Origin of the sequence: Sporolactobacillus pectinivorans (assembly GCF_002802965.1) — a bacterium.
Lineage (GTDB): Bacteria > Bacillota > Bacilli > Bacillales > Sporolactobacillaceae > Sporolactobacillus > Sporolactobacillus pectinivorans.
This window is the reverse complement of record NZ_NXGA01000001.1, coordinates 3,206,730-3,228,162: the sequence shown is the minus strand read 5'-3', so window position 1 is coordinate 3,228,162 and position 21,433 is coordinate 3,206,730. Positions and strand designations below refer to the sequence as shown.

At 46.5% G+C, this 21,433-nt stretch carries 20 protein-coding genes, 1 riboswitch and 1 other annotated feature; of the genes, 9 read left to right on the top strand and 11 right to left on the bottom strand.

Translation table 11 applies throughout. The features are described from left to right. Positions 1-162: 162 nt before the first annotated feature. The 8 genes from COP04_RS20345 to COP04_RS15805 all read right to left on the bottom strand — a co-directional run bounded on the left by COP04_RS20345 (position 163) and on the right by COP04_RS15805 (position 6,434). Positions 163-357: a hypothetical protein gene (locus tag COP04_RS20345; protein WP_239984900.1), complete on the bottom strand. Its 195-nt coding sequence runs from the start codon at positions 355-357 to the stop codon at positions 163-165. A gap of 455 nt (positions 358-812) precedes the next feature. Next, entirely contained in the window at positions 813-1,286 is a 474-nt protein-coding gene (locus COP04_RS15835; RefSeq protein ID WP_157800344.1) for a GNAT family N-acetyltransferase, read from the bottom strand. Between the two features lie 14 nt (positions 1,287-1,300). Continuing rightward, positions 1,301-1,855, bottom strand: coding sequence for a ribonuclease FAU-1 family protein (locus COP04_RS15830; RefSeq protein WP_100488909.1), 555 nt, complete (start codon positions 1,853-1,855; stop codon positions 1,301-1,303). Positions 1,856-2,120: 265 nt separating this feature from the next. Continuing rightward, entirely contained in the window at positions 2,121-2,303 is a 183-nt protein-coding gene (locus COP04_RS15825) for a cold-shock protein (protein WP_100488908.1), read from the bottom strand. Between the two features lie 92 nt (positions 2,304-2,395). Beyond that, a complete protein-coding gene (locus tag COP04_RS15820; RefSeq protein ID WP_100488907.1) occupies positions 2,396-3,505 on the bottom strand; it encodes a Ger(x)C family spore germination protein in 1,110 nt (369 codons plus the stop codon). Next, positions 3,502-4,614: a GerAB/ArcD/ProY family transporter gene (locus COP04_RS15815; protein ID WP_157800343.1), complete on the bottom strand. Its 1,113-nt coding sequence runs from the start codon at positions 4,612-4,614 to the stop codon at positions 3,502-3,504. Before COP04_RS15815 ends, COP04_RS15820 begins: the two co-directional genes overlap by 4 nt. Before the next feature lie 33 nt (positions 4,615-4,647). Next, positions 4,648-6,168, bottom strand: a complete 1,521-nt coding sequence (locus tag COP04_RS15810) for a spore germination protein (protein ID WP_100488905.1) — start codon at positions 6,166-6,168, stop codon at positions 4,648-4,650. Positions 6,169-6,182: 14 nt separating this feature from the next. Continuing rightward, positions 6,183-6,434: a hypothetical protein gene (locus tag COP04_RS15805; RefSeq protein ID WP_157800342.1), complete on the bottom strand. Its 252-nt coding sequence runs from the start codon at positions 6,432-6,434 to the stop codon at positions 6,183-6,185. 273 nt (positions 6,435-6,707) lie between these two features. Between COP04_RS15805 and COP04_RS15800 the strand changes: the two genes are divergently transcribed. From COP04_RS15800 to ytkD, 3 genes are all read left to right on the top strand, one after another. Beyond that, positions 6,708-7,529: an ABC transporter permease gene (locus COP04_RS15800; RefSeq protein ID WP_100488903.1), complete on the top strand. Its 822-nt coding sequence runs from the start codon at positions 6,708-6,710 to the stop codon at positions 7,527-7,529. A 15-nt stretch (positions 7,530-7,544) separates the two neighbouring features. Further along, positions 7,545-8,339 carry a teichoic acids export ABC transporter ATP-binding subunit TagH gene (gene tagH, locus COP04_RS15795; protein ID WP_100488902.1) on the top strand — a complete coding sequence of 265 codons (795 nt, stop codon included), beginning with the start codon at positions 7,545-7,547 and terminating at the stop codon, positions 8,337-8,339. 639 nt (positions 8,340-8,978) lie between these two features. Continuing rightward, entirely contained in the window at positions 8,979-9,488 is a 510-nt protein-coding gene (ytkD, locus tag COP04_RS15785) for an RNA deprotection pyrophosphohydrolase (RefSeq protein WP_338062854.1), read from the top strand. Between the two features lie 55 nt (positions 9,489-9,543). On the opposite strand, the gene pckA is transcribed toward ytkD, so the two are convergent. After that, positions 9,544-11,124: a phosphoenolpyruvate carboxykinase (ATP) gene (gene pckA, locus COP04_RS15780; RefSeq protein ID WP_100488900.1), complete on the bottom strand. Its 1,581-nt coding sequence runs from the start codon at positions 11,122-11,124 to the stop codon at positions 9,544-9,546. Between the two features lie 204 nt (positions 11,125-11,328). Then, positions 11,329-11,436: riboswitch (SAM riboswitch) on the top strand. A 226-nt stretch (positions 11,437-11,662) separates the two neighbouring features. On the opposite strand from pckA, the gene metK reads away from it, so the two are divergent. After that, positions 11,663-12,889 carry a methionine adenosyltransferase gene (metK, locus tag COP04_RS15775; RefSeq protein ID WP_100488899.1) on the top strand — a complete coding sequence of 409 codons (1,227 nt, stop codon included), beginning with the start codon at positions 11,663-11,665 and terminating at the stop codon, positions 12,887-12,889. 239 nt (positions 12,890-13,128) lie between these two features. Next, complete coding sequence (locus COP04_RS15770; protein WP_100488898.1) at positions 13,129-14,196, top strand: tetraprenyl-beta-curcumene synthase family protein; 1,068 nt, start codon at positions 13,129-13,131, stop codon at positions 14,194-14,196. A gap of 78 nt (positions 14,197-14,274) precedes the next feature. Here COP04_RS15770 and mnmL read toward each other — a convergent pair whose 3' ends face one another. Then, the gene (gene mnmL / locus COP04_RS15765) at positions 14,275-15,225 is read right to left on the bottom strand and encodes a tRNA modification radical SAM protein MnmL/YtqA (protein WP_100488897.1); all 951 of its coding nucleotides are present in this window, start codon (positions 15,223-15,225) and stop codon (positions 14,275-14,277) included. Between the two features lie 173 nt (positions 15,226-15,398). Next, positions 15,399-15,636: a binding site (T-box leader), on the top strand. A 74-nt stretch (positions 15,637-15,710) separates the two neighbouring features. Between mnmL and leuS the strand changes: the two genes are divergently transcribed. The 4 genes from leuS to COP04_RS15745 all read left to right on the top strand — a co-directional run bounded on the left by leuS (position 15,711) and on the right by COP04_RS15745 (position 20,844). Beyond that, positions 15,711-18,134 carry a leucine--tRNA ligase gene (gene leuS, locus COP04_RS15760; RefSeq protein ID WP_100489724.1) on the top strand — a complete coding sequence of 808 codons (2,424 nt, stop codon included), beginning with the start codon at positions 15,711-15,713 and terminating at the stop codon, positions 18,132-18,134. Between the two features lie 16 nt (positions 18,135-18,150). After that, positions 18,151-18,465, top strand: coding sequence for a rhodanese-like domain-containing protein (locus tag COP04_RS15755; protein ID WP_100488896.1), 315 nt, complete (start codon positions 18,151-18,153; stop codon positions 18,463-18,465). 225 nt (positions 18,466-18,690) lie between these two features. Beyond that, positions 18,691-18,975 (top strand): hypothetical protein, encoded by a 285-nt coding sequence (locus tag COP04_RS15750; protein ID WP_100488895.1) that lies wholly within the window; start codon positions 18,691-18,693, stop codon positions 18,973-18,975. Positions 18,976-19,242: 267 nt separating this feature from the next. Then, a complete protein-coding gene (locus COP04_RS15745) occupies positions 19,243-20,844 on the top strand; it encodes a putative polysaccharide biosynthesis protein (protein WP_100488894.1) in 1,602 nt (533 codons plus the stop codon). 90 nt (positions 20,845-20,934) lie between these two features. Here COP04_RS15745 and COP04_RS15740 read toward each other — a convergent pair whose 3' ends face one another. After that, a complete protein-coding gene (locus COP04_RS15740; RefSeq protein WP_100488893.1) occupies positions 20,935-21,324 on the bottom strand; it encodes a hypothetical protein in 390 nt (129 codons plus the stop codon). Positions 21,325-21,433 lie beyond the last annotated feature (109 nt).

Genomic DNA, 21,433 nt, shown 5'->3' with positions numbered 1-21,433 from the left:
TGCTCATAAATATGCAGAACCGGGATGGTCATCCTCATTCCGGCTTTTTCTGCGAAAATTAAAGTCGGGCTTTTCTTATTCTGTTTCATCAGATCTCCTCCTCCAGACTCCCAAGCAGGATGGCAGTAGATCCTCTAACATCGATCCATGAACCGGACGTTATCAACTGATTAACTTCAGTAAAAAATTTTTTTGACGAATATGCTCCTTCCTGCCCAGCGATTGGATGAAGTGCCCGAGGGCGATCATCGTTACGCCTAGCGTTGAATAGACTTTGCTTCTGATTTTTCTATTTGTGAGCAGAATCATCCCAGTGACAAACTCTCTCATGTTTGCGGAAAGAACCTGTCTGATCAACGGTGGATCATCACCTTTATCTTCAAAAGAGAAAATTCAAACTGACAATGAGCTGGAAGGGACGATCGTCACTAAGAATTTCGGTCAGTAATGCACTCCCTCCAAACTGTATCAAACTGCCGGAAAGCAGCAGCTGATCACGTAACTCGTTATTCAATTGAATTGTTAGTTCTACTGATTGCGCCAATCACTTTTCCGACCGCAATAGACAGGAACGCAATATTTTTCGCCATTCCAATGCTGTTCACACAACTTCCACCTGCCGCTGAAGCTCCTGCTTTATTATATTCAGAGGAGGAAACGGATGACAGGACGATGGCTGATGAAAGAAGTGATCATGAATGGCAAATAAATACAGGGCATTTGATCTTCGGATTTATCACTAGATCACCGCAAAATTCTTCATTATTTAGCTGTGGTTGTGATAGAAACAGCTGAATGTCAGGAGAAGACGTTCAAAGTTGTTTCGTCATCATCATGTCTGTTGCCCGGAATCCAAGCTTTCGGTAAACATGTATGGCACGGTCATTATGTGCAAAGACGTGAAGCCTGATTTCTTTTAGGCTGGCAGTTTTACAGTATTCAAATAGCCCGTCCAGCGCGGATTGACCGAATCCGCCGTTCCGGTACGGCTCAAATATTTCGAAATCGTAAATAAAGGCTCTTCTTGATGGTTCATTTAGAGCGTAATTCAGCCAGAACAGGCCGATTTTTTCTCCAGACGAATTCAGTAAAGTCAGGAAATAATGGCCTGGTGTCTGATATCCATCCGGCAGCAATCGTTTTATTTCCTCTTGCGCTTTTTTCAGGGCTTCATCAGCTGGCCACGTACCGGCTTTCTGCTTCTCATCGGCGTACTCCCGCACCATTTTTTTCATGTAGGGTTCAAAATCTTCTTCGTTCATTTTGATCATCCTGGTTTTTTCCATTTGAAATCCTCCAGTCATTTCGTCGAAAAAGTAGCACGCATTTTGCGGACGAGATCAAGAAAAAAATCGGGATCCCGTTTGATTAAACGCATCAGGCGATGGGCTGTGCGCCACGCCTTCTTTTGCATGGCAGCAGTGATGATATCTTCATCCAGCGCTTCGTTCAGTTCATCCTCATCAACGAGGAAAAGTTCGTGATTCGGAAAAAGAATCAAGTCAAGATACAGATCGTCGAACCAAAGGACTCCCTTTTTATCCCGTCCCTTCTCATTGACGATGTCAAAATAGCACTGGACTAATTGCATGCGGTCGTCGAACATAGCTGTCAGCACAAATTCGGAAGGATCACATGGAAAAAGCTGCAGCCAGGAATAATTCTGATCCACTGTTTTTGTCCGTGTACCTCCATAAACGACGGACATCGGTGCCTTGATTTCGTCAAAATGCAGCAGGACCGCGTCACCATGAAAGGAAGGCCACATGAATGATTTTCCTTTTGTCCGACTGGACACGATCCTTCGCCAGCCACGCCGGTCGGCATATTTTCTTTTCATTTTATCCAGTTTCACGGGATCACCTTCTTTAATTACCCTTACTATTGTATCGTAATTTATACAAAATTTAATTCTGTTTCTCTTTTTAGTTAAATTTCATCATATATCATATATGGACGGATCTTTTAATGGCCAGGATCCCGGCAGACCCAATTTTTGCAGCCGCATATATAGAAATGCAGGACGTTTCTTTTCGACTGTGCCCAAAAGAAACGTCCTGCTATTTTTGATAAATATGCAAAAAATAGTTGTTTGTATAGCGAAGAATGCAGGCAGATGATCAGTCTATGACCGGGAGCATTCTCGTTTCCTTTTTCATTTCAGAATGGCAAAGCGGGCATTTCGGATGACTGTCAAATGAGTAAGCATCCCTCATCCAGCCGGAACATGACTCATTTGTACATGTCCAGACAGCAGTCTCCGCTTCAGGAACCGGTTCTTGCGGGCCGCGATTAAATCCCATAGATCAAAATCCCCTTTCCTGTTAATCCTTCTATTATACCCCTTTTTCAGAATTAAATAAAAGAAAATGCTTTCTTTTGGGCAGATTCTCTGTCATTTTGATACCCCGGTTTCGGCTATATCAATGGTTACATGTGCCCGGAAGTGAGCATTGGGATAACGGTCCTTCCAGGACGAACTGTTAAAGTTCCGAGTGTAGCTGCGGACGAGATCGCCCAGGCCAAGTGGATCAATTCTTTTTTCCTGAAACTGGCTGACCATCGTTTCCATTTTGCTTTCAAGTTCTTTTTGCAGATTTTTTTTAATGCTGGTATTGTAATCCAGAGTGGTGAGCAGTGGATTTCCCTGGCGTATATAACCGATGATTTTTAGCGATGCTGTAATTCTCGGTTCGGGGCTGTTGCCCGCTTCAGCAGCATACTTGATTTGTGAACTGACGTTTTCCAGGGCAATATGTTCGCCGGGTTTGAATTCATAGTCGTAAAATCCATACTTAAAGGTTTCCATGAGCGCTTTAAAGATAAAGACATTGTTTTCACCGGCAATCCTTCCGGCGTATTTGTCATGCTTGAGCAGCGCGACGCCAGTAATCACGAGGTGCTGTTTTTCTTTTTTGATGATCGGCATATACGGATCCGTTTGATAGCCATAATAGTTGTAAAAAAAAGACTTAAGATTGGTCTGCGGAAAATTTTTTTGCTCATTTTGAAAAATCAAATCATAGGCGTACCGTGAAATGGGGATTGCGGTCAAATAACTTCCTGTCAGTAAATCAAAACAGCTTCCGTCGACCATCGCCAAAAAAAGATCGCGGCCGACTTCGGGATCCTGGTTCCTGAAATGAAGCACTTTGTTAAGACCATGCTGCAAGTATGCCTGATTGAAAAGCATCAGTCTCAATTTGCCGGCGGTGATCGTTTTCTGGCCCTCTTTCTGAAGTACTTCAACAAGGGATCTTCCGTCGTACGTGATGGTGCTTGCCGAATTCATCATCGCGGCTGTCGATGGTAGGCCGCCACCACCGGAACCGCTGACTCCGCCTTCAGCATAGTTCGGCATCGTAATCGTTCCCACTACTTTATCGTTTCCAATGTAGTCATAGCCTTCCGACTCAGCCATCAGGATGTCGTCAATAACATCTGTCTCTACGCAGCCGCTGAGAAGCAGAAAGCTCAGCATCATGCTGCACCTTTTAATCTTCAATCCTTTTTTGCCCCCTTTTTTTTGAGCAGCCACTGCCAGAACAGCAGAAAAGGGATATAGACGTACATGCAGAACAGGCCGATATTTGCTATCCAATGGCTGATCCAGTCAAACTGCTGGCGGTCCCGGATCAGGGCACAGGAAAGGGTGATCATCAACATGACAAAGACAAGAGCATATTTCTGCCGGATCAAAGGTATGGAAATTTTGATGCCCCGCGAGACAATCCAGGCGCCAAGCGAGACATTCGGAATAAGCACGCAAAGCCAGTAAACAATACCGATATATTCTAACCGGTCGACCAGCGGAAAATGAATACTTTTCCAGAATGAAAGGGCCGGCCACACTTCTGTTTTCAGCTCGCCCGGGCTGAAATTAACAGTAGCAACGAGCGATAACGTCAGGTACAGGGCGGTCGTGGTCAGCAGCCCGAAATAGCACCATTTTCCGGCCTGCTGCGGGCGCTTGATAAATGGGTAAAAATAAAGGATCGTTTCAAAGCCTATAAAGCAAGGCCCCATTTTCATAAATGTCTGAGCGAGATCACCTATCGAATGCTCAAACATTGGAAGAAGGTTGGAAAAATGCGCGTTACCGATCGCCAAAATGTTGAGAAGATGCAATGGTACAAGATAGACAAAGCTCAGGAAAAAGGTTCCTGTGATTGCTCTGAAGCCGCCCATGACGGTGTACCAGATGATGATACTGAATATGGCGGCAAAGCTCAGCGTGCCTAGGCGAGGAAAGATCCATACCTGGATGATTTCTATATAACCTCTCATAAAGATGACAATCACACTAAACTGGTAGCTCATCACATAGATATTTAAAAGTGTGCCGATCCAGCGTCCGAAAAAGCGTTTTTGCATGGAAAAAAGTTCCGGCTGCCCATAGCTCTCTTCATTATGAAGGAGGCGGAGGACGATCCACATCACACCCAAAGTGCTAAGTCCCATCAGTGCGACACTTACCCAGTTGTCGTAGCCCGAATTCTGGGCGGCAACGCGCTGAAATGACAGAATACTGATTCCAATTTGCATGCCGAGAACTAGAAAAAGGGTATTAACTGGTGAGACCTGGCGTGTTTCATCAATCTTTACGTTTTCCAAAACGGCCACCTCCTGGCAGCAACTCATCCGTGATTATTCATCAATATCATTGCTTGGTTTACCCTTTTTCTTTTGGACTCTTTTTTTATTGAAACGTCCGGTGTCTTCGGGCCTGAGCAGCATCGGGCGCTCAGACTGAAGCGAATAGGGAAAACGTACAAAGGAGTCTTTAAGATCAGTAACTCTGAGTGGAAAAATAGGCTCGATATATGGCCTGCCCAGTGAGCTAAGCCTTAACAGGTGACAGACAAAGAAAGTAAAACAAAGCGCGATACCAAGCAGCCCCCACAGGCTTGCCGCCAGAATGAATGGAAATCTCAGAAATCGAATGGTTGTGCCCATCCGGTAATTCGGCGTGGTAAAGGCTGCCAGGGCGGACATGGCAACGATGATCAGCAGCACATTGCTTGTCAGCCCCGCCTGCACAGAAGCCGTTCCGAGGACAATACCGCCAACGATACCGATCGTCTGGCCGACTTTTGTCGGCAGGCGGGCACCCGCTTCCCGGAGAAGCTCAATCATGATTTCAAGAACCAGTGCTTCGGCCACTGGAGAAAATGGGACGACGCTTCTGGATGTGATCAGCGAGCCGAGCAAGTCTGTCGGAATTAATTGATAATGATAAGTCAGCACGGCGACGTAAAGTGCTGAAGAGAAAACGGAAAAGGCGACGGCGAACAGGCGCATCAACCGATAGAAAGTAGCGAAATGCCAGACGATGAAATAATCATCGAAGGCAAGAAAAAACTCGATTAATGATGTCGGCAAAATCAAAGCGCTTGGTGATCCATCAACGAGAGCGGTGATCTTTCCCTCAAATAGTCCGGCAATCGTGCGATCCGGACGCTCTGTATCAATAAATTGAGGGAAAGGAGATCTCGCGTTATCTGAGATCAACTGGGAGAGCGTTGATGCATCAATGAGATGGTCTATTTCAAGATTTTGCAGCCGCTGCCTGGCTGTGTTCACATTTTCTTCGCTGGCAATGCCTTTAATGTAGGCCAGACAAACACGCGTGTTGGAGATTTTGCCAATCCGGAACTGTTCAACCGTAAACTGGGGAATCGGTATGCGCTTCCTCAGTAAACTGATATTTGTATCGATTGCTTCAACAAATGCTTCTTTCGGACCGATGACGCTTGTCTCGATTTCAGGTTTTTCAATCTGTCGCCCTTCGCGTGAAACAGTAGGGACAATCAGGCAGTTCAGGCTGCTTTCTTTCTCTTGGACGACGATGCAGCCCTCCATCAGTTTTGACTGGATGGTGTAGAGGTCCGACGCGTGGCTCACCTTTTCCACAGGGATCCGTTCCTGAACATCAGAAAAACTGTGGATCTGTGAATCATAAAGAAATGGGAGTACATCGCGATGGACCGATTCCAAATTAACGAGTGAATTAAAAAAGGATATCCAGCATTGGAAAGATCCCTGATCATGCTGATAATGGGAAAAATCCGGATTATCTTTCAGCTGAAGAAACAGCTCTTGTATCGTTTTAGGTGCCGCACTCTGCTCCTCTTTCATTGACTGATTCTTTTTTTTGTACCAGAACATGGCGTTTCCTCGATTCAGGATGGCTTTTTTTGCTGCTTTCCAGGCAGCTGATTCTTTTTCGTTTCATCTTTTCTCTCTTCAAGGAACACAACAAGGAAGGGAACGATGCTGGACCAGCTTATTAAGAGAAACAGCATTATTTTGGAAAACATGTCCATACGAAGCAGCACACAGACGAAAAATATAAATAAGAGCAGAAAATAGCTGAGAAAGAGCAGAACGCTGAGCAAGGTTCGTTCCTCCGGGGTAATCGGTAAATTTGTCATTGAGGGTACTTCGAACAAACCCTCAATAAGAGAAAGGTTTAAGCATTCAGATAACCGTTGATAGTCTGCCCCGAAAAATATGAATCATACGATCGGCCAATATTCCTGGTTTCTGCAAGATTCAGGAGCTGGAACCCATTGTTATAATAGGTTCAGGTAAAACTTCAGTACGGTTTTCTTTTTTGACGAAGCTGTGTTAAAGTATTTGATGGAAGTTTTCTCGGCCTATTTTGAAAAGGCACTCATTATTGGGATGTTTGGAAGGATTAAAATATGAAATCTGCTTGGAAAGTGATCAGGGAGCAACTAAGCAACTTTTATCTGATCAGGCGGCTGTCGCTCTACGAACTGAAAAGTGAGAATAACAACAACTATTTAGGTATGCTGTGGGTGATCCTTAACCCAACGATTCAGATTTTTATTTATTGGTTTGTTTTTGGTTATATTTTGCATCGAAGCACCAGAGTATACGTGGGAAACGGCGACGCGGTCCCTTACGTTATCTGGCTGATTTCGGGAATTTTTCTCTGGTTTTTTCTCAACTCGGCGGTCATGGAAGGCGGAAGATCCATTTATTCACGGATCTGGTTTATTGCCAAAATGAATTTTCCAATGAGTACGATTCCGAGTTATGTCATCTTCGAAAAATTCTATCAGCATCTAATGCTGACGGGGATCGTCGTTGTGATTTTGCAGTTTACCCAATATAAGATCAGCATCTATATGATTCAGCTGCCCTATTTCATGTTTGCGGCGCTGGCATTTCTAGTGTCCGTGTCACTGATTACGTCGACTTTTACAACCATTGTCCGCGATTTGCAGCAAGTGCTGATTTCACTGATGCGGATGATGATCTATCTGACACCGTTTCTGTGGGCTCCGTATAACTTGCCTGCCGTTGTTCAGCATATTATGATTCTCAATCCGATGTACTACCTCGTCGAGGGATACCGGGCGTCACTGCTCGGCGTATCGTGGTACGGTATTGAGCATCTCAAATATACGGTTTACTTTTGGGGTGTCGTTATTCTAATGTTTATTTTCGGCTCAGTGGTTCATCTGAAATTCAGAGACCATTTCGTAGACTATTTGTAAGGTGGATAAGCCATTATGGAAAAATCAGTCGTCGTAAGCCACATCACGAAAAAATATAAAATGTATAGCAAAAACTCTGAGAAAATTCTCGACCTTATTTCTCCCAAAAGTTATGGAAAATCGTTTTATGCGATTGAGGATATCAGTTTTGACGCGTACAAAGGCGATGTTGTCGGAATAATCGGCGTTAACGGTTCCGGAAAATCGACATTGTCCAACATTATTGCGGGTGTCGTACCTCCCACATCAGGATCGGTAACGGTTGAGGGCGAAACGGCGCTAATCGCCATTGCTTCGGGTCTGAAGGGAGAACTGACCGGCAGGGAGAATATCGAGCTGAAGTGTCTGATGCTCGGGTTCAATAAGAATAAAATCAAGGAATTAGCTCCTGATATCATTGAATTTGCGGATATCGGCGATTTTATCGATCAGCCAGTCAAAACATATTCGAGCGGAATGCGTTCAAGACTTGGTTTTGCCATCTCCATTCATATTGACCCGGATATTCTGATCATTGATGAGGCTCTATCCGTCGGTGATCAAACTTTTGCCGATAAATGCCTGGATAAAATGAACGAGTTTAAGGAAGAAGGAAAGACGATCTTTTTTATCAGCCACTCCATCAGCCAGATGAAGAAGTTCTGTGAAAAAGCGCTTTGGATTCAGTACGGACAGGTCGAGGGCTATGGCAGCATGGAAGAAATTATGCCTAAGTACGAAGCGTTTATCAGCGACTACAAGAAAATGTCCAAAGAGGAAAAAGCAGCCTTTCAGGAGAACATACGGCAGAGACGTACTGTCAACGCCTGACAATCAATCCTATGCAAGTGACTGAGCGGCCATGGCGGCCGTTTTGTTTTATTGCTGAGAGAGAAGGAAACGCGGATTCAGGCGCCTTGCTGAATTCCCTTAGCTCTTTCTAAAATTCCATCAGACCAAAGTTCCATTTTTTAAATTATTTGAATCCTTTTCCGCACTTTTGTTGTATTGTATAGTAAAGTAAGATTAACAACTTTTGATTAGACTATTGAAAATTCGTGCATACTGCACTCAATGACTGGCTTAACAAAAAAGAATGTTTCAGAAGGGAGGAAGGGATGTTTGGCCGCCTTTTAATGTAAGCGATTACTTGGCGCTGTCCCGCATTGATGATGAATCGGATTAACCTATTGAGAACAGCAGTGGAAAAACGCAAAGCTCATTTGATTAAACTCCTGAAAGATAATCAGGCAATCGATAATCCATCGAGGCTAAGTACATGGACACTGTCCGAACTTGAGTATGAATGGAAGCATTTTCGGGAGTGGCGGGGAAAAGATATTGGCTAGAAAAATTTGTTCGGGCCGGAGAAGTGTTAAAATAAACTCAGGCATTTGTATTTGCCTGAGACGATGCTGTGGATGTGATCTCCAAGGGGGGGAATCTCAGCACGTTGGGGAGGTTTGAGATTTGAGTGATATCGAAACATTTTATGACTATTACGGCAATCTGGTAAAACTTTCTCTGCAGGGCATGCCCTTTTCAAGCTGCCCGAAACATGTGTGGGTGGTCTGCCATTTTCATAAGCAGTGGCTGCTGACCATGCATTCCAGGCGCGGTTTTGAATTTCCGGGCGGCAAAGTTGAGTTGAATGAAACGGCTGAAGACGCCGCGAAGAGAGAAGTTTTTGAGGAAACAGGCGGACATGTGGCGAGGCTGATTCTTGTCGGCCAGTATGAAGTGAGCAGCAGGAATGAACAAATTGTTAAGAATATCTACTATGCTGAAATTGACCGGATTGATCTGAAAAATAATTATCTGGAGACAAAAGGTCCTGTATTTATTAGCAGGCTTCCAGAGAAAGTACAGGCGGATAAAAGGTATAGTTTTCTGATGAAAGACCGTGTGCTGACCAGCGCAATAGAGGCCATCCGCATGCACCGGCTTGTCCAGCACAGAATAGAAAATCTGACAGAATAAAGCACCGTCTCCGTGGTGATCGGGGGCGGTGCTGGATTATTGTTAACAGTCTATATCAGTTGGCAACAGGACCTGCCGAGCGGATGTCTTCGGAAGCTTCCGGAAAATGTCTGAAATTGTCCTTGAACTTCCGGGCGAGCTGGCGGGCAAAGCGATCATATTCGGACGCATTGCTCCATGTTTTCCATGGCATCAGTACATTGTCAGGGATGCCCGGGCATGTTTTTGGGATGTGGAGCCCGAAAATAGGATCCGTCGTTGTTTCTGCATGGGTGAACGTCCCGTCAAGGGCAGCCTGTATCATTTGCCGCGTGTAGGCCAGCTCCATTCTTTTCCCCGTTCCGTATGGTCCGCCGGTCCATCCGGTATTAACCAAGTAAGCGCTTACGCTGTGCGCCTTGATTTGCTTCCCTAGCAACTCTGCATACACTGACGCCGGCAAGGGCATGAACGGTGCACCGAAGCAGGTTGAGAAAGTTGCTTCCGGATCAGTAACGCCGCGTTCAGTGCCGGCCAGTTTGCTTGTATAGCCGGAAAGGAACTGATACATTGCCTGTTCCGGTGTCAGCAGGCTGATCGGCGGTAGCACACCGAACGCATCGGCTGTCAGAAAGATTATGGCAGTCGGATGTCCGCCGACACTTGGGATCAGTGCATTTGACACATTATTTAGTGAATAAGCCGCGCGAGTATTTTCTGTCAGCGAGCCGTTGTCGTAATCCGGGCACCGGTCGGGGAAGACGATGACATTCTCGAGCACAGTTCCGAATTGGATGCTGTCATAGATCTGCGGTTCTTTTTTTGGAGAGAGACGTATGGTTTTGGCATAGCAGCCGCCTTCAATGTTAAATATGCCGTCCGCTGACCATCCGTGTTCGTCGTCACCGATCAGATCGCGGTCAGGCACATTGGATAATGTTGTCTTGCCGGTTCCGGACAGCCCGAAGAAAAGAGCAACATTCCCGTTTTTTCCCTGATTGGCGGAGCAATGCATCGACATAATGCCTTCCTGCGGCAACAGATAGTTCATCACTGAGAAAATTGACTTTTTGATTTCACCGCCATATTCCGTCCCACCGATCAAAATGGTCCGGTGTGTGATCGATACGATAATAAATGCTTCCGAGCGGGTGCCGTCTGTCGCCGGATCAGCTTTAAAGCCAGGAGCCGCAAGAACGGTAAAGTTTGCATGATGGTTCTTCAGTTCGTCTGCAGTCGGTGAGATAAACAGCTGGCGGCAGAAGAGATTCTGCCAGGCGTACTCATTGATAATCTGTATGGGCAGACGATGTTTCGTATCCGCACCGGCAAAACCTTTAAAGACAAAACGAGCCTCCCTTTCGGTTAAATAGTGGACAACTTTTTGAAAAAGGCCTTCGAATACCGATTCACTGACTGCCTGATTGCGCGTCCAGTCAATTTTGTCTGTCGTCGTCTCATCCTTTACAAAAAATTTGTCCAGCGGTGACCGGCCGGTATATTTTCCAGTCGTCACAGCCAGAGATCCTTTGTCCGTTAAAACGCCTTCATTTTTAGAAAACGCTTTCTCAATAAGCGTCGCCGCAGATAAATTTACAAACGTATTCCTTGCTTTCAACAGTTCAGAGATGGGCGTTTTTGAGATGGTTGTATTCATCACTAACATCCCTTCCTATTTGGAATTCCATTTGACAACTTAAGTATAGCACACTGAAATTATATTTTTCTAACAGGGGAAGACTTTTTGTGAATTTTTTCTCATAGTACAATATATTAAATAATGCTTATGAGGTTCCGAGAATCTGACTATCAGTTGACACTTTTATATCCCTGCTTTATCATAGGATTTATAATACGGCTGCTCTTATTCCGAGTAGGCGGAGGGACAGGCCCGATGAAACCCGGCAACCGGCCGATATGGCACGGTGCTAACCTGCAGAGGAACTTTCTGTTCTTCTGATAATAAGAGGCGCATTTAGAGAGTTAGCCTTATCCTTATTAGGACTGGGCTTTTTTCATGCCTTGAAAACAAAAAGAAGAGGGATCGGGTACCGTTAACTTGCCTCGGGATTCGCGCATCTTTAGCCGGGCGCCGCGTTTCCGAAGTAAAACCGTCAGCGAACCGGTAGTGGATCATCGTTTGACGAATCTTTAATTAACCTCATATAATGTTCGAAAGGCTGGGTGAATGTGAAATGACGAAAAAGTATTCAAGACGGCTGTTTACCTCTGAATCGGTGACAGAGGGACATCCGGACAAGATTTGCGACCAGATCTCAGATGCAATCCTTGATGAAATTCTGCGGGGCGATCCCAACGCGAGGGTTGCCTGTGAGACAGCGGTAAATACTGGACTTGTTCTTGTCACTGGTGAAATATCTACATCGACTTATGTTGATATTCCAAAGGTTGTCCGCCAGACAATCAAGGAGATTGGCTATAATGATGCGAAGTACGGATTTGATGCGTCAAACTGTGCAATTCTGACCTCGATCGAAGAACAGTCAGCAGATATCGCTCAAGGTGTTAATCAGGCACTCGAAGCGCGCGAAGGCAAAATGACAGACGATCAGATTGAGGCAATCGGGGCCGGAGATCAGGGGCTGATGTTCGGTTTCGCCGTTAATGAAACGCCGGAACTCATGCCGCTGCCGATTTCCCTTGCACATAAGCTGGCGAAGCGCCTGGCCGATGTCCGGAAAAATCGTGAACTGACCTATCTCCGCCCTGACGGAAAAACCCAGGTCACCGTTGAATATGATGAAGAGGGACATCCGGCCAGAATTGATACGATTGTTGTATCCACGCAGCATGATCCCGACGTATCCGAGGAACAAATCAAGAAAGATGTGCATCAGTATGTGATTAATCCTTCAGTTCCTGAAAATCTGATTGATGAAAATACAAAATTCTTCATAAACCCGACAGGCCGATTCGTCATTGGCGGGCCACAGGGTGATGCCGGATTGACCGGGCGAAAAATTATCGTTGACACTTACGGCGGATACGCCAGGCACGGCGGGGGTGCTTTTTCAGGGAAAGATGCGACAAAAGTGGACCGCTCGGCATCATACGCCGCACGTTATGTTGCGAAAAATATTGTCGCGGCCGGTCTGGCTGATAAATGCGAAGTTCAGCTCGCCTATGCGATCGGCGTAGCGCAGCCGGTTTCTATTTCGGTGGATACATTCGAGACTGGAAAAGCGACGGAAGAGCAGTTGGTGAATCTGATCCGGAACAATTTTGATCTTCGTCCGGCAGGCATTATCAAGATGCTGGATCTGCGTCGCCCGATTTATCGCCAGACGGCGGCTTACGGTCATTTCGGACGCACTGATATTGATTTGCCGTGGGAAAAAACAGATAAAGCAGAATTATTGAAGCAGCAGATCCTCTCCGGAATCCAGGCCGGTCAGAATTGAGAATTTTTGACATTGTACCCCTCCATCAATTGAATTGGTGGAGGGTTTTTTGCGCTTTTTCTCGGATCAGGATGGTTAGAACAGAAGATGAAAACTTTTTTTGGACAATATGAGTATAATGAAAGAGAGGCCCGGTAAGAAACAGTTTTAAGAATGGGCTGGCGCAGGCAGACTGCAGTCAGACGCAGCGAATGTTTGTAGGATGTAGCGTCGTATTGACATAAGAGAGGACGGATTTTATGGCCGTACCATCCGAACCATTAAAACTGATCGTTCAAGTTTCCAGAAAAGTACTTCCCGGTGTACATAGCGAACTCGAAAACTGGAAACAGAAGGCAGAGAAAATTCCTGATCCGGAATTGCGCAACCAGGCACTTGCAAGCATTAAGGCGAAAACATTTCACTGTGAAGGTGGTGCGATTTACAGCCTTCTTGCAGGTGATCGAAGGACAGAAGTGATTTCATTCATCGTCGCCTACCAGACAATCAGCGATTATCTGGATAACCTGTGCGACCGCAGCGGCTCTCTTGACCCGAAAGATTTCCGCTGCCTGCATCAGTCGATGCTGGATGCCCTGACACCCGGGACGGAATACTCCGATTATTACAGATTGCGTGAAGTGACATCTGATGGAGGCTATCTACAGGATCTCGTCACAACCTGCCAGTCGCTTCTCTCACATTTGCAAACGTTTAAAGAAATAAGTCCCTATTTGCAGGAACTGGCCGGATACTATTGTGATCTGCAGGTATATAAACATGTTGAAAAAGATCAGCGTGTACCTATGCTCGTTGCCTGGTTCGAAAAATACAGAGACAGGCTTCCGGCGATGAGCTGGTATGAGTTTGCCGCCTGTTCCGGATCCACTCTTGGCATTTTTTGTCTTGTTTCCTACGCAGCTTCAGAAAGGCGTGGGATGAAGGAACTGGCCGGGATGATCAGAAGCAGCTATTTTCCATGGGTGCAGGGCCTGCATATTCTGATGGATTATTTTGTGGACCAGCAGGAGGATATTGACGAAGGCGATCTTAACTTTTGTGCCTTTTACGGAAGTGAAGAAGAAATGATGAAGCGCTTCGATCACTTTATGGATGAAGCTGATACGGCGATTTCCGGAATGCCTGACCGCAATTTTCATAAAATGATCAATCGGGGCCTGCTTGGTACTTATCTCGCGGATAAAAAAGTCGCCAGGCAGCGCAATGTGCGGATTATGGCTAGAAAAATGATCCGTCGTTCTGGTGGCTGCGGCATGTTTTTTTTCACTGCCAGCTGGTTCTACCGGAGAGTGCGCCCGAGTGTCTGACCAATAAATTTTGATGAGTTGTGAATGGAAAATATGCGCGATTCCAAGAAGAAGCCGGGTGCGGGTGCATCCGGCTCTTCATGCGTGATATAAATTCCCCTGCCAGCTATTGCGGCGTTTCAGTTCATCATCGATCGCATCAAGGACTTCCCATTTGTTCAGGCTCCACATCGGACCGATCATCAGATCGGCGGGGCCGTCACCGGTCAGCCGGTGAATAATCATCTGCGGTGGCAAAATTTCCAGCTGATCGCAGACAAGATTCACGTAGGTTTTGAAATCGAGAAATTTAAGCATTCCCTTTTCATACTGCTTGACCATTGCTGTTTTTTTCAACAGATGAAGAAGATGGATCTTAATACCCTGAACGTCAAGCGCCGCAACCGCCTGTGCCGTTTCCATCATCATCTCAGGGGTTTCCTGCGGCAGTCCGTCAATAATATGGACGCAGACCGGAATATGGCGTGCCCGCAGCTTTTCGACACCTTCAACGAAACAGTGGTAATCATGCGCCCGGTTGATCAGGCGGCCTGTCCGGTCATGTACTGTCTGCAGGCCAAGTTCTATCCAGAGGAAGGTCCGGGTGTTCAGATCTGCCAGATAGTCAACCACGTCGTCCGGCAGGCAGTCCGGACGTGTTGCGATGGAAAGTCCGACAACCCCCTCCTGCTCTAGAATGACTTCAAAACATTCCTGAAGCACATCAACCGGTGCATAGGTATTCGTAAAAGCCTGGAAAAAGCCGATATATTTATTCGCATGCGGCCATTTTTTCAGCATTCGCTCTTTGACAGTATTAAACTGTGTCACGAGATCGTCGCGGCGGTCGCCGGCAAAATCCCCCGACCCCTTCTGGCTGCAAAACGTGCAGCCGCCATAGGCCACTTTTCCATCACGGTTCGGACAGTCAAATCCGCCGTCGAGAGGCACTTTGAAAACTTTTTCTCCAAACTGGTTTCTTAGATAAGCATTCCATGAATAGTAGCGTTTGTCCGGCCCATAGATGGATGGCCACTTTCTGTCGGGCATGTGACTGAGCCCCTTTCAGTAATCTAACAAAAATTCTAACAGAGTTAAGGAAAAACTTAAAGTTTCCGGACAAATTGATTCATAGGATAGGCGGATTTTTTGGCCTGAATACTCTTGATATTGACATGTACCGGGAGATTACATAAAATGAATTAAATGACCTATTTGATAATAAAAGGGCAATGACGGGGAACAGTAGCTTCGGACCTATTGCAGAGAGCTGGCGGAAGGTGCAAGCTAGTAGTGGAAAAAAGTGAACTCGCCCCTGAGCTGCAGGACATCTTTGACTGGATGGTTCCGCCGTCTCCCGCGTTATGGGATCAAGCGAGCAACGGGTCCGCATTCATTGCGGAACACGGGCTAATTTGGGTGGTACCGCGGGAAAATTGTAAACAACCTCTCGTCCCTGACAGATCTGTTAAGGGCGGGAGGTTTTATTTTAATTATTTTGAAGAGTGTGTTCAAAGGGGGCATTCGCCATGGGACTGGCTTTCGATCATCATAAAATCGAAGCGAAATGGCAGAAATACTGGGACGATCATCAAACATTTAAAACGAATGAGGATTCAAATAAACCGAAGTACTACGTGCTGGATATGTTTCCTTATCCATCCGGGAAGGGTCTTCATGTCGGCCATCCGGAAGGGTATACAGCGACGGACATTCTTGCCCGGATGAAACGGATGCAAGGATTTGAAGTGCTGCACCCGATAGGCTGGGACGCTTTCGGGCTGCCCGCTGAGCAGTATGCGCTGGACACAGGGCACGATCCCGCTCAGTTTACAGAACAGAACGTTCAGACCTTTAAGCGACAGATCAAATCGCTTGGCTTTTCATACGACTGGAACCGTGAGATTAACACGACAGACCCGGAGTATTACAAGTGGACCCAATGGATCTTCCTTCAGCTGTATAAAAAAGGTCTGGCTTATGAGGCCGAAGTGCCGGTCAACTGGTGCCCGGCGCTCGGAACGGTGCTTGCCAATGAGGAAGTTATTGACGGAAAAAGCGAGCGCGGAGGATTTCCTGTAATCCGCAAGCCGATGAAACAATGGATGCTGAAGATCACGGCTTATGCCGACTGTCTGCTGAAAGATCTGGATGAACTGGACTGGCCGGAAAGCATCAAAGAGATGCAGCGCAACTGGATCGGCCGTTCTGAAGGTGCCGAAGTTGTCTTTAAAGTTGCCGGACATACTGAAGAATCGGTAACCGTATTCACGACACGGCCGGATACACTGTTCGGTGCTACTTATATGGTTCTTGCACCGGAACACAAACTTGTTGATAAAATTGTGACTCAGGAACAACAAGAGGCTGTCGATGCTTACCGCAAGAAAGTTGCTGCTAAGAGCGATCTTGAACGGACGGATCTCAATAAAACAAAAACGGGCGCATTTACCGGCGCTTATGCGGTCAATCCCGTTAATGGCCGCAAGATTCCAGTCTGGATCGCCGATTATGTGCTGATCACTTACGGATCCGGTGCAATCATGGCAGTACCGGGCCATGATGACCGTGACTATGAATTTGCACAGAAGTTTGAACTGCCAATTATTGAAGTTGTCTCAGGAGGCGATCCGTCAAAAGAAGCTTACACCGGAGACGGCAAACATGTTAATTCCGGATTCCTGGACGGCCTTGGCAAACAGGCAGCGATCTCGAAAATGGTTGACTGGCTGGAAGAACACAAAGTCGGAAAAAGGAAAGTGACTTATCGGCTGCGCGACTGGCTGTTCAGCCGTCAGCGCTACTGGGGTGAACCGATTCCGATCATCCATATGGAAGATGGAACAATGAAAGCCGTACCGGAGGACGAACTGCCTCTGCGCCTGCCGAAGACAAAAAATATAAAGCCTTCAGGTACCGGCGAATCACCGCTGGCCAACGATACGGACTGGATTAACGTGGTCGACCCGCTAACCGGCATGAAAGGACGCAGGGAAACCAACACGATGCCACAATGGGCAGGCAGCAGCTGGTACTTCCTCCGCTATATTGATCCGCATAACAAGAAAGAGTTAGCCGATCCGGAAAAACTGAAAAAGTGGATGCCGGTCGATCTTTATGTCGGCGGTGCCGAACACGCCGTGCTCCATCTTCTCTATGCGCGTTTCTGGCATAAAGCTCTATACGATCTCGGTATTGTCCCGACTAAGGAACCGTTCCACAAGTTGGTGAACCAGGGTATGATTCTCGGCAACAATCATGAAAAGATGAGCAAATCCAAAGGAAATGTTGTCAATCCGGACGACATTGTCGCTTCACACGGAGCAGATACACTCAGGCTCTACGAAATGTTTATGGGACCGATTGACGCGGCAATACCTTGGTCAGAAAAAGGCATCGACGGATCGCGCAAGTTCCTGGACCGTATCTGGCGGCTGTTTGTCACTGCGGACGGGAAGCTTTCTGGATCAATAACGCCCGATGCACAGCCGGACACAGAATTTGAAAAAGTGTACCATCAGACTGTCAAGAAGGTCACCGCAGATTTCGAGATCATGCACTATAATACGGGTATTGCACAGCTGATGACTTTTATTAATGAGGCTTATAAACAAGAGCAGATTCCTGCAGCAATGGCGGAAGGATTCATTCAGATGCTTTCACCGGTTGCACCGCATATCAGTGAAGAAATCTGGTCGCTGCTCGGCCATCAACAGTCTGTGGAAAAATCATCATGGCCGGTCTATGACGCAAGCAAACTGGCTGAAAAACAAATTGAAGTCATTGTCCAGATCAACGGCAAAATCCGGGCCAGACTGATGGTCGAAAAGGGCACATCAAGAGACAGTCTGGAGAAAAAGGCCATGAGTGAGCAGAATGTAATTGAACGGCTTGAAGGAAAAACAGTTCGGAAAGTCATTGCTGTTCCGGATAAACTGGTCAATATTGTAGTCAAATGATGCGGGAGTGATGAACATGGCTGATGAAATCCCCACGGTCTTCCCGGATGTACTGAAATGTATGCTGGAAAAAGGCGATTGGGTCACAGTCGTTGATGTAAGGGAAGATGATGAAGTAGCTGCCGGGAAAATACCTCAGGCGATCCACATTCGTCTTGCCGATATCCCGTCACAGTTTCAGAAAATGGATCGGTCGAAAGATTATGTGATGGTTTGCCGATCCGGGCATCGGAGCGCTGCGGCCACGGAGTTTCTTCAGAGCGAGGGTTTTCATGTCCGGAACATGGAAGGCGGCATGCTGGCGTGGACGGGCGCGATTGAACGGCACTAACGTTGTTTTAATCAAACAATGAATAAAAGCCCTCTGCGGAATAGTGCAGAGGGCTTTTATGAGGACTGAACTTGGCCTTCTAAAATAAATTGTGGTAAAGATACAGTGATCACCCGCTTTGATTCGGAAGTATGATAAAATGCAAAGAGTTACAGGCTGATCGCCCAGATTATCGATTTAGGAACTATGGGTTTTCTGTTCTGATTTATCGTGGCGGTTATTCGGATGCGGATTTATCGTTTTTCAATGATTGCTCAGCCATTGGCATATATCGTTTGCTGCACGAGTGATGTTCCGGTCATTGAACTGATTTCTTACCGCGTCCGGCGGCTGTTTTCCGCACAGCTTGGGGTCTGCTTTCGTATGAATCAGTATTGTCATTGGAACGTCTGTCTGGCGCTTGTTAAATGGACAGGCTTGCTCGGAAAAGCGGCAGGCCTGCAATTATTGAGGAAGAAATGTGCTCAAGACAGAAAGCGCTGCCTCGCTGCGAACAGCCGTACGTTTTGACGGCTTAAAGTTTTGGGTAAATAAAAATTCATGTCCGCCTCATGGGCCATTATGCAGGAGGCTACAGACTGTTTTAAATAAAGTCAGCGGGATTAAGAAAATTTTCTGTCTGAAAAATATGCGGAATAATTTTTTTCTGTTGGTTTCGTCAAAATGTGTCAAAGCTGCCTCATAGTTATCTTTGAATTAGAATTTATTGTGGTAAAATACTAAGGGTCGTGGATACATAATTAATCCTATTTTATGGATTTTTGGGAGCGTAAAGTTATGGCTGCATCAAAAATGATCAGAGGGACGATGATTCTGACTGTCGCCGCCTTTGTCTCACGTTTTCTGGGTATTTTGTTTGTTATTCCTTATTATTGGCTGACAGGGGAACAAGGGTCTTTTCTTTACCAGTATGCTTATACACCCTATGCGCTTATGCTAAGTGTCTCAACGCTTGGCCTGCCACTCGCTGTGTCGAAATTTGTCTCAAAATATAATGCAATGGGAGACTATGAATCCGGCAGGCGTCTGCTGAAGTCCGGATTCTTGTTAATGCTTGTAACAGGGGTTGTTGGTTTTCTTCTTCTCTTTCTCAGCGCTCCGAAAATTGCGACGTTAAGTGATATTCCTAAGGGAGAATTTAACAATGTTGTCCTTGTCGTTCGTGTTGTCAGTATTGCAATCATTATTGTGCCCGTCATGAGTCTGATGCGCGGCTATTTTCAGGGGTTTCAGTCGATGGGGCCGACAGCCGTTTCGCAGGTTGCTGAACAGGTTGCCCGTGTCGGTTTTATCCTGATCGGTGCTTTTATTGCCGTTAAAGTAGCACACGGAACCGTTGTCACCGCTGCGGCTTTGGCCACATTTGCGGCTTTTGTAGGGGCTGTGGCCGGACTTTATGTGATGCTTCATTACTGGGTGCTTCGCCGCTTCAGATTAAGGAAAACGACAAGTGAAAATAGGCCAATGGGGCGGTACAAGATGTCGTTGATTGCCATGTATAAAGAATTGGTCACTTACTCAGTCCCCTTTATTGCAGTTGGCATCGCGATGAATCTTTACCAGCTGATTGATCAGTTTATGGCCTTTCATTATCTGAATTATGGTAACACAGTAAAAGAAGCTGTCATCACCGATTTGACGATGAACGACCAGAAGTTAGTTCTGATTCCCGTGACGCTGGCAACATCGTTGGCAATGAGCGCCGTGCCGGCAATCATTGTTTCATATTCAAAAGGTGATAACCAGGCTGTAAATGAAAAAATAACCCAGGCATTTGAACTTGTATTGTTTCTAACGATACCTGCGGCTGTAGGTCTCTCAGTGCTCGGATATATGCTCCACGGACTGTTGTACACTGTTTCTCCTGAACTTCTGAAAATTGGGGGGCGCATTTTGACTTGGTACGCGCCAACTGCGTTGTTATTCGCACTGTTTCAGGTCGGAGCCTCTATTCTTCAGGGAATTAATCGGCAGCTCATGACATTGATCGCGCTTGGAGCCGGCGTGCTCGTAAAAATATTACTCAATCCGGTGTCCATGAAGCTTTTCGGAATGGTCGGTCCAATTATTGCCACTAACATCGGCTATTTAGTTTCAATTCTTATTATTGTTTTCTCAATTCGCAAGGCAACGGACTATCACTTCTCGCTAATCGCCCGGCAATTAATCCATATTTCAGTCTACACAGGAATCATGGCTCTGGCCATTAAACTGATTTTTCTTCTGTTTGGCGGTGGTTTCCCTAATAGTAGAGGAAAAGCTTTTGTTATCATCCTCCTGAGTGTACTTGCCGGCGCTGCCGTCTATCTGCTGCTTGCCAGGTGGACGGGGCTGCTTCGGAAGGTAATGGGCAGGTCCCGTTCGGCCCGCGCGCGTTAAAAACAAATGCAGAGACATGCAAAACTTTGCTGCATTAAAAAGAGAGCCTGGAGAAATGAAATGTTTCCCAGCCCTCTTTTTAATTTGAGCTTATCTTGGCGGCGTTCCCGGGAACGGAACAGGGGGGACGGGGATACCAAACCGTCTTTCAATGATTCGAAGCCGCCGGTCAATCTGGTTAAGCTCGCGTCCGAAACGGTCCTGCTGGCGTTCGAGCTGACGGACACGGCGTTCCAGGTCTCCGCCGCCTGGCTGTGGCGGTCGGGGCAGCTGTCTGTTCTGGGGCGTACCGTACCATTCGAAGCTGTTTCCGGCGATTGCGTTTTCTGTTTCTTGTGGATAGGGGTAGGGAAACGGGCGCTCTGCCGGGGCAAAACCCTGGGGCGTAAAGGATCCCTGACTATCCGCAGTTTGAAAATGATTCTGTCCTGCAGGCAGTCCACCGGCCGCAGAAGAATTCAGGTCGCTATATGGAAACATACAAAAACCCTCCCTGATCATGTTTTTTAAACTCAGTTATTAGTCTATGAAAAGGAAGTAAAATTGACCGTGGTAATCGGGACATCAGCCTGTGATTGAGCGGTGGTGC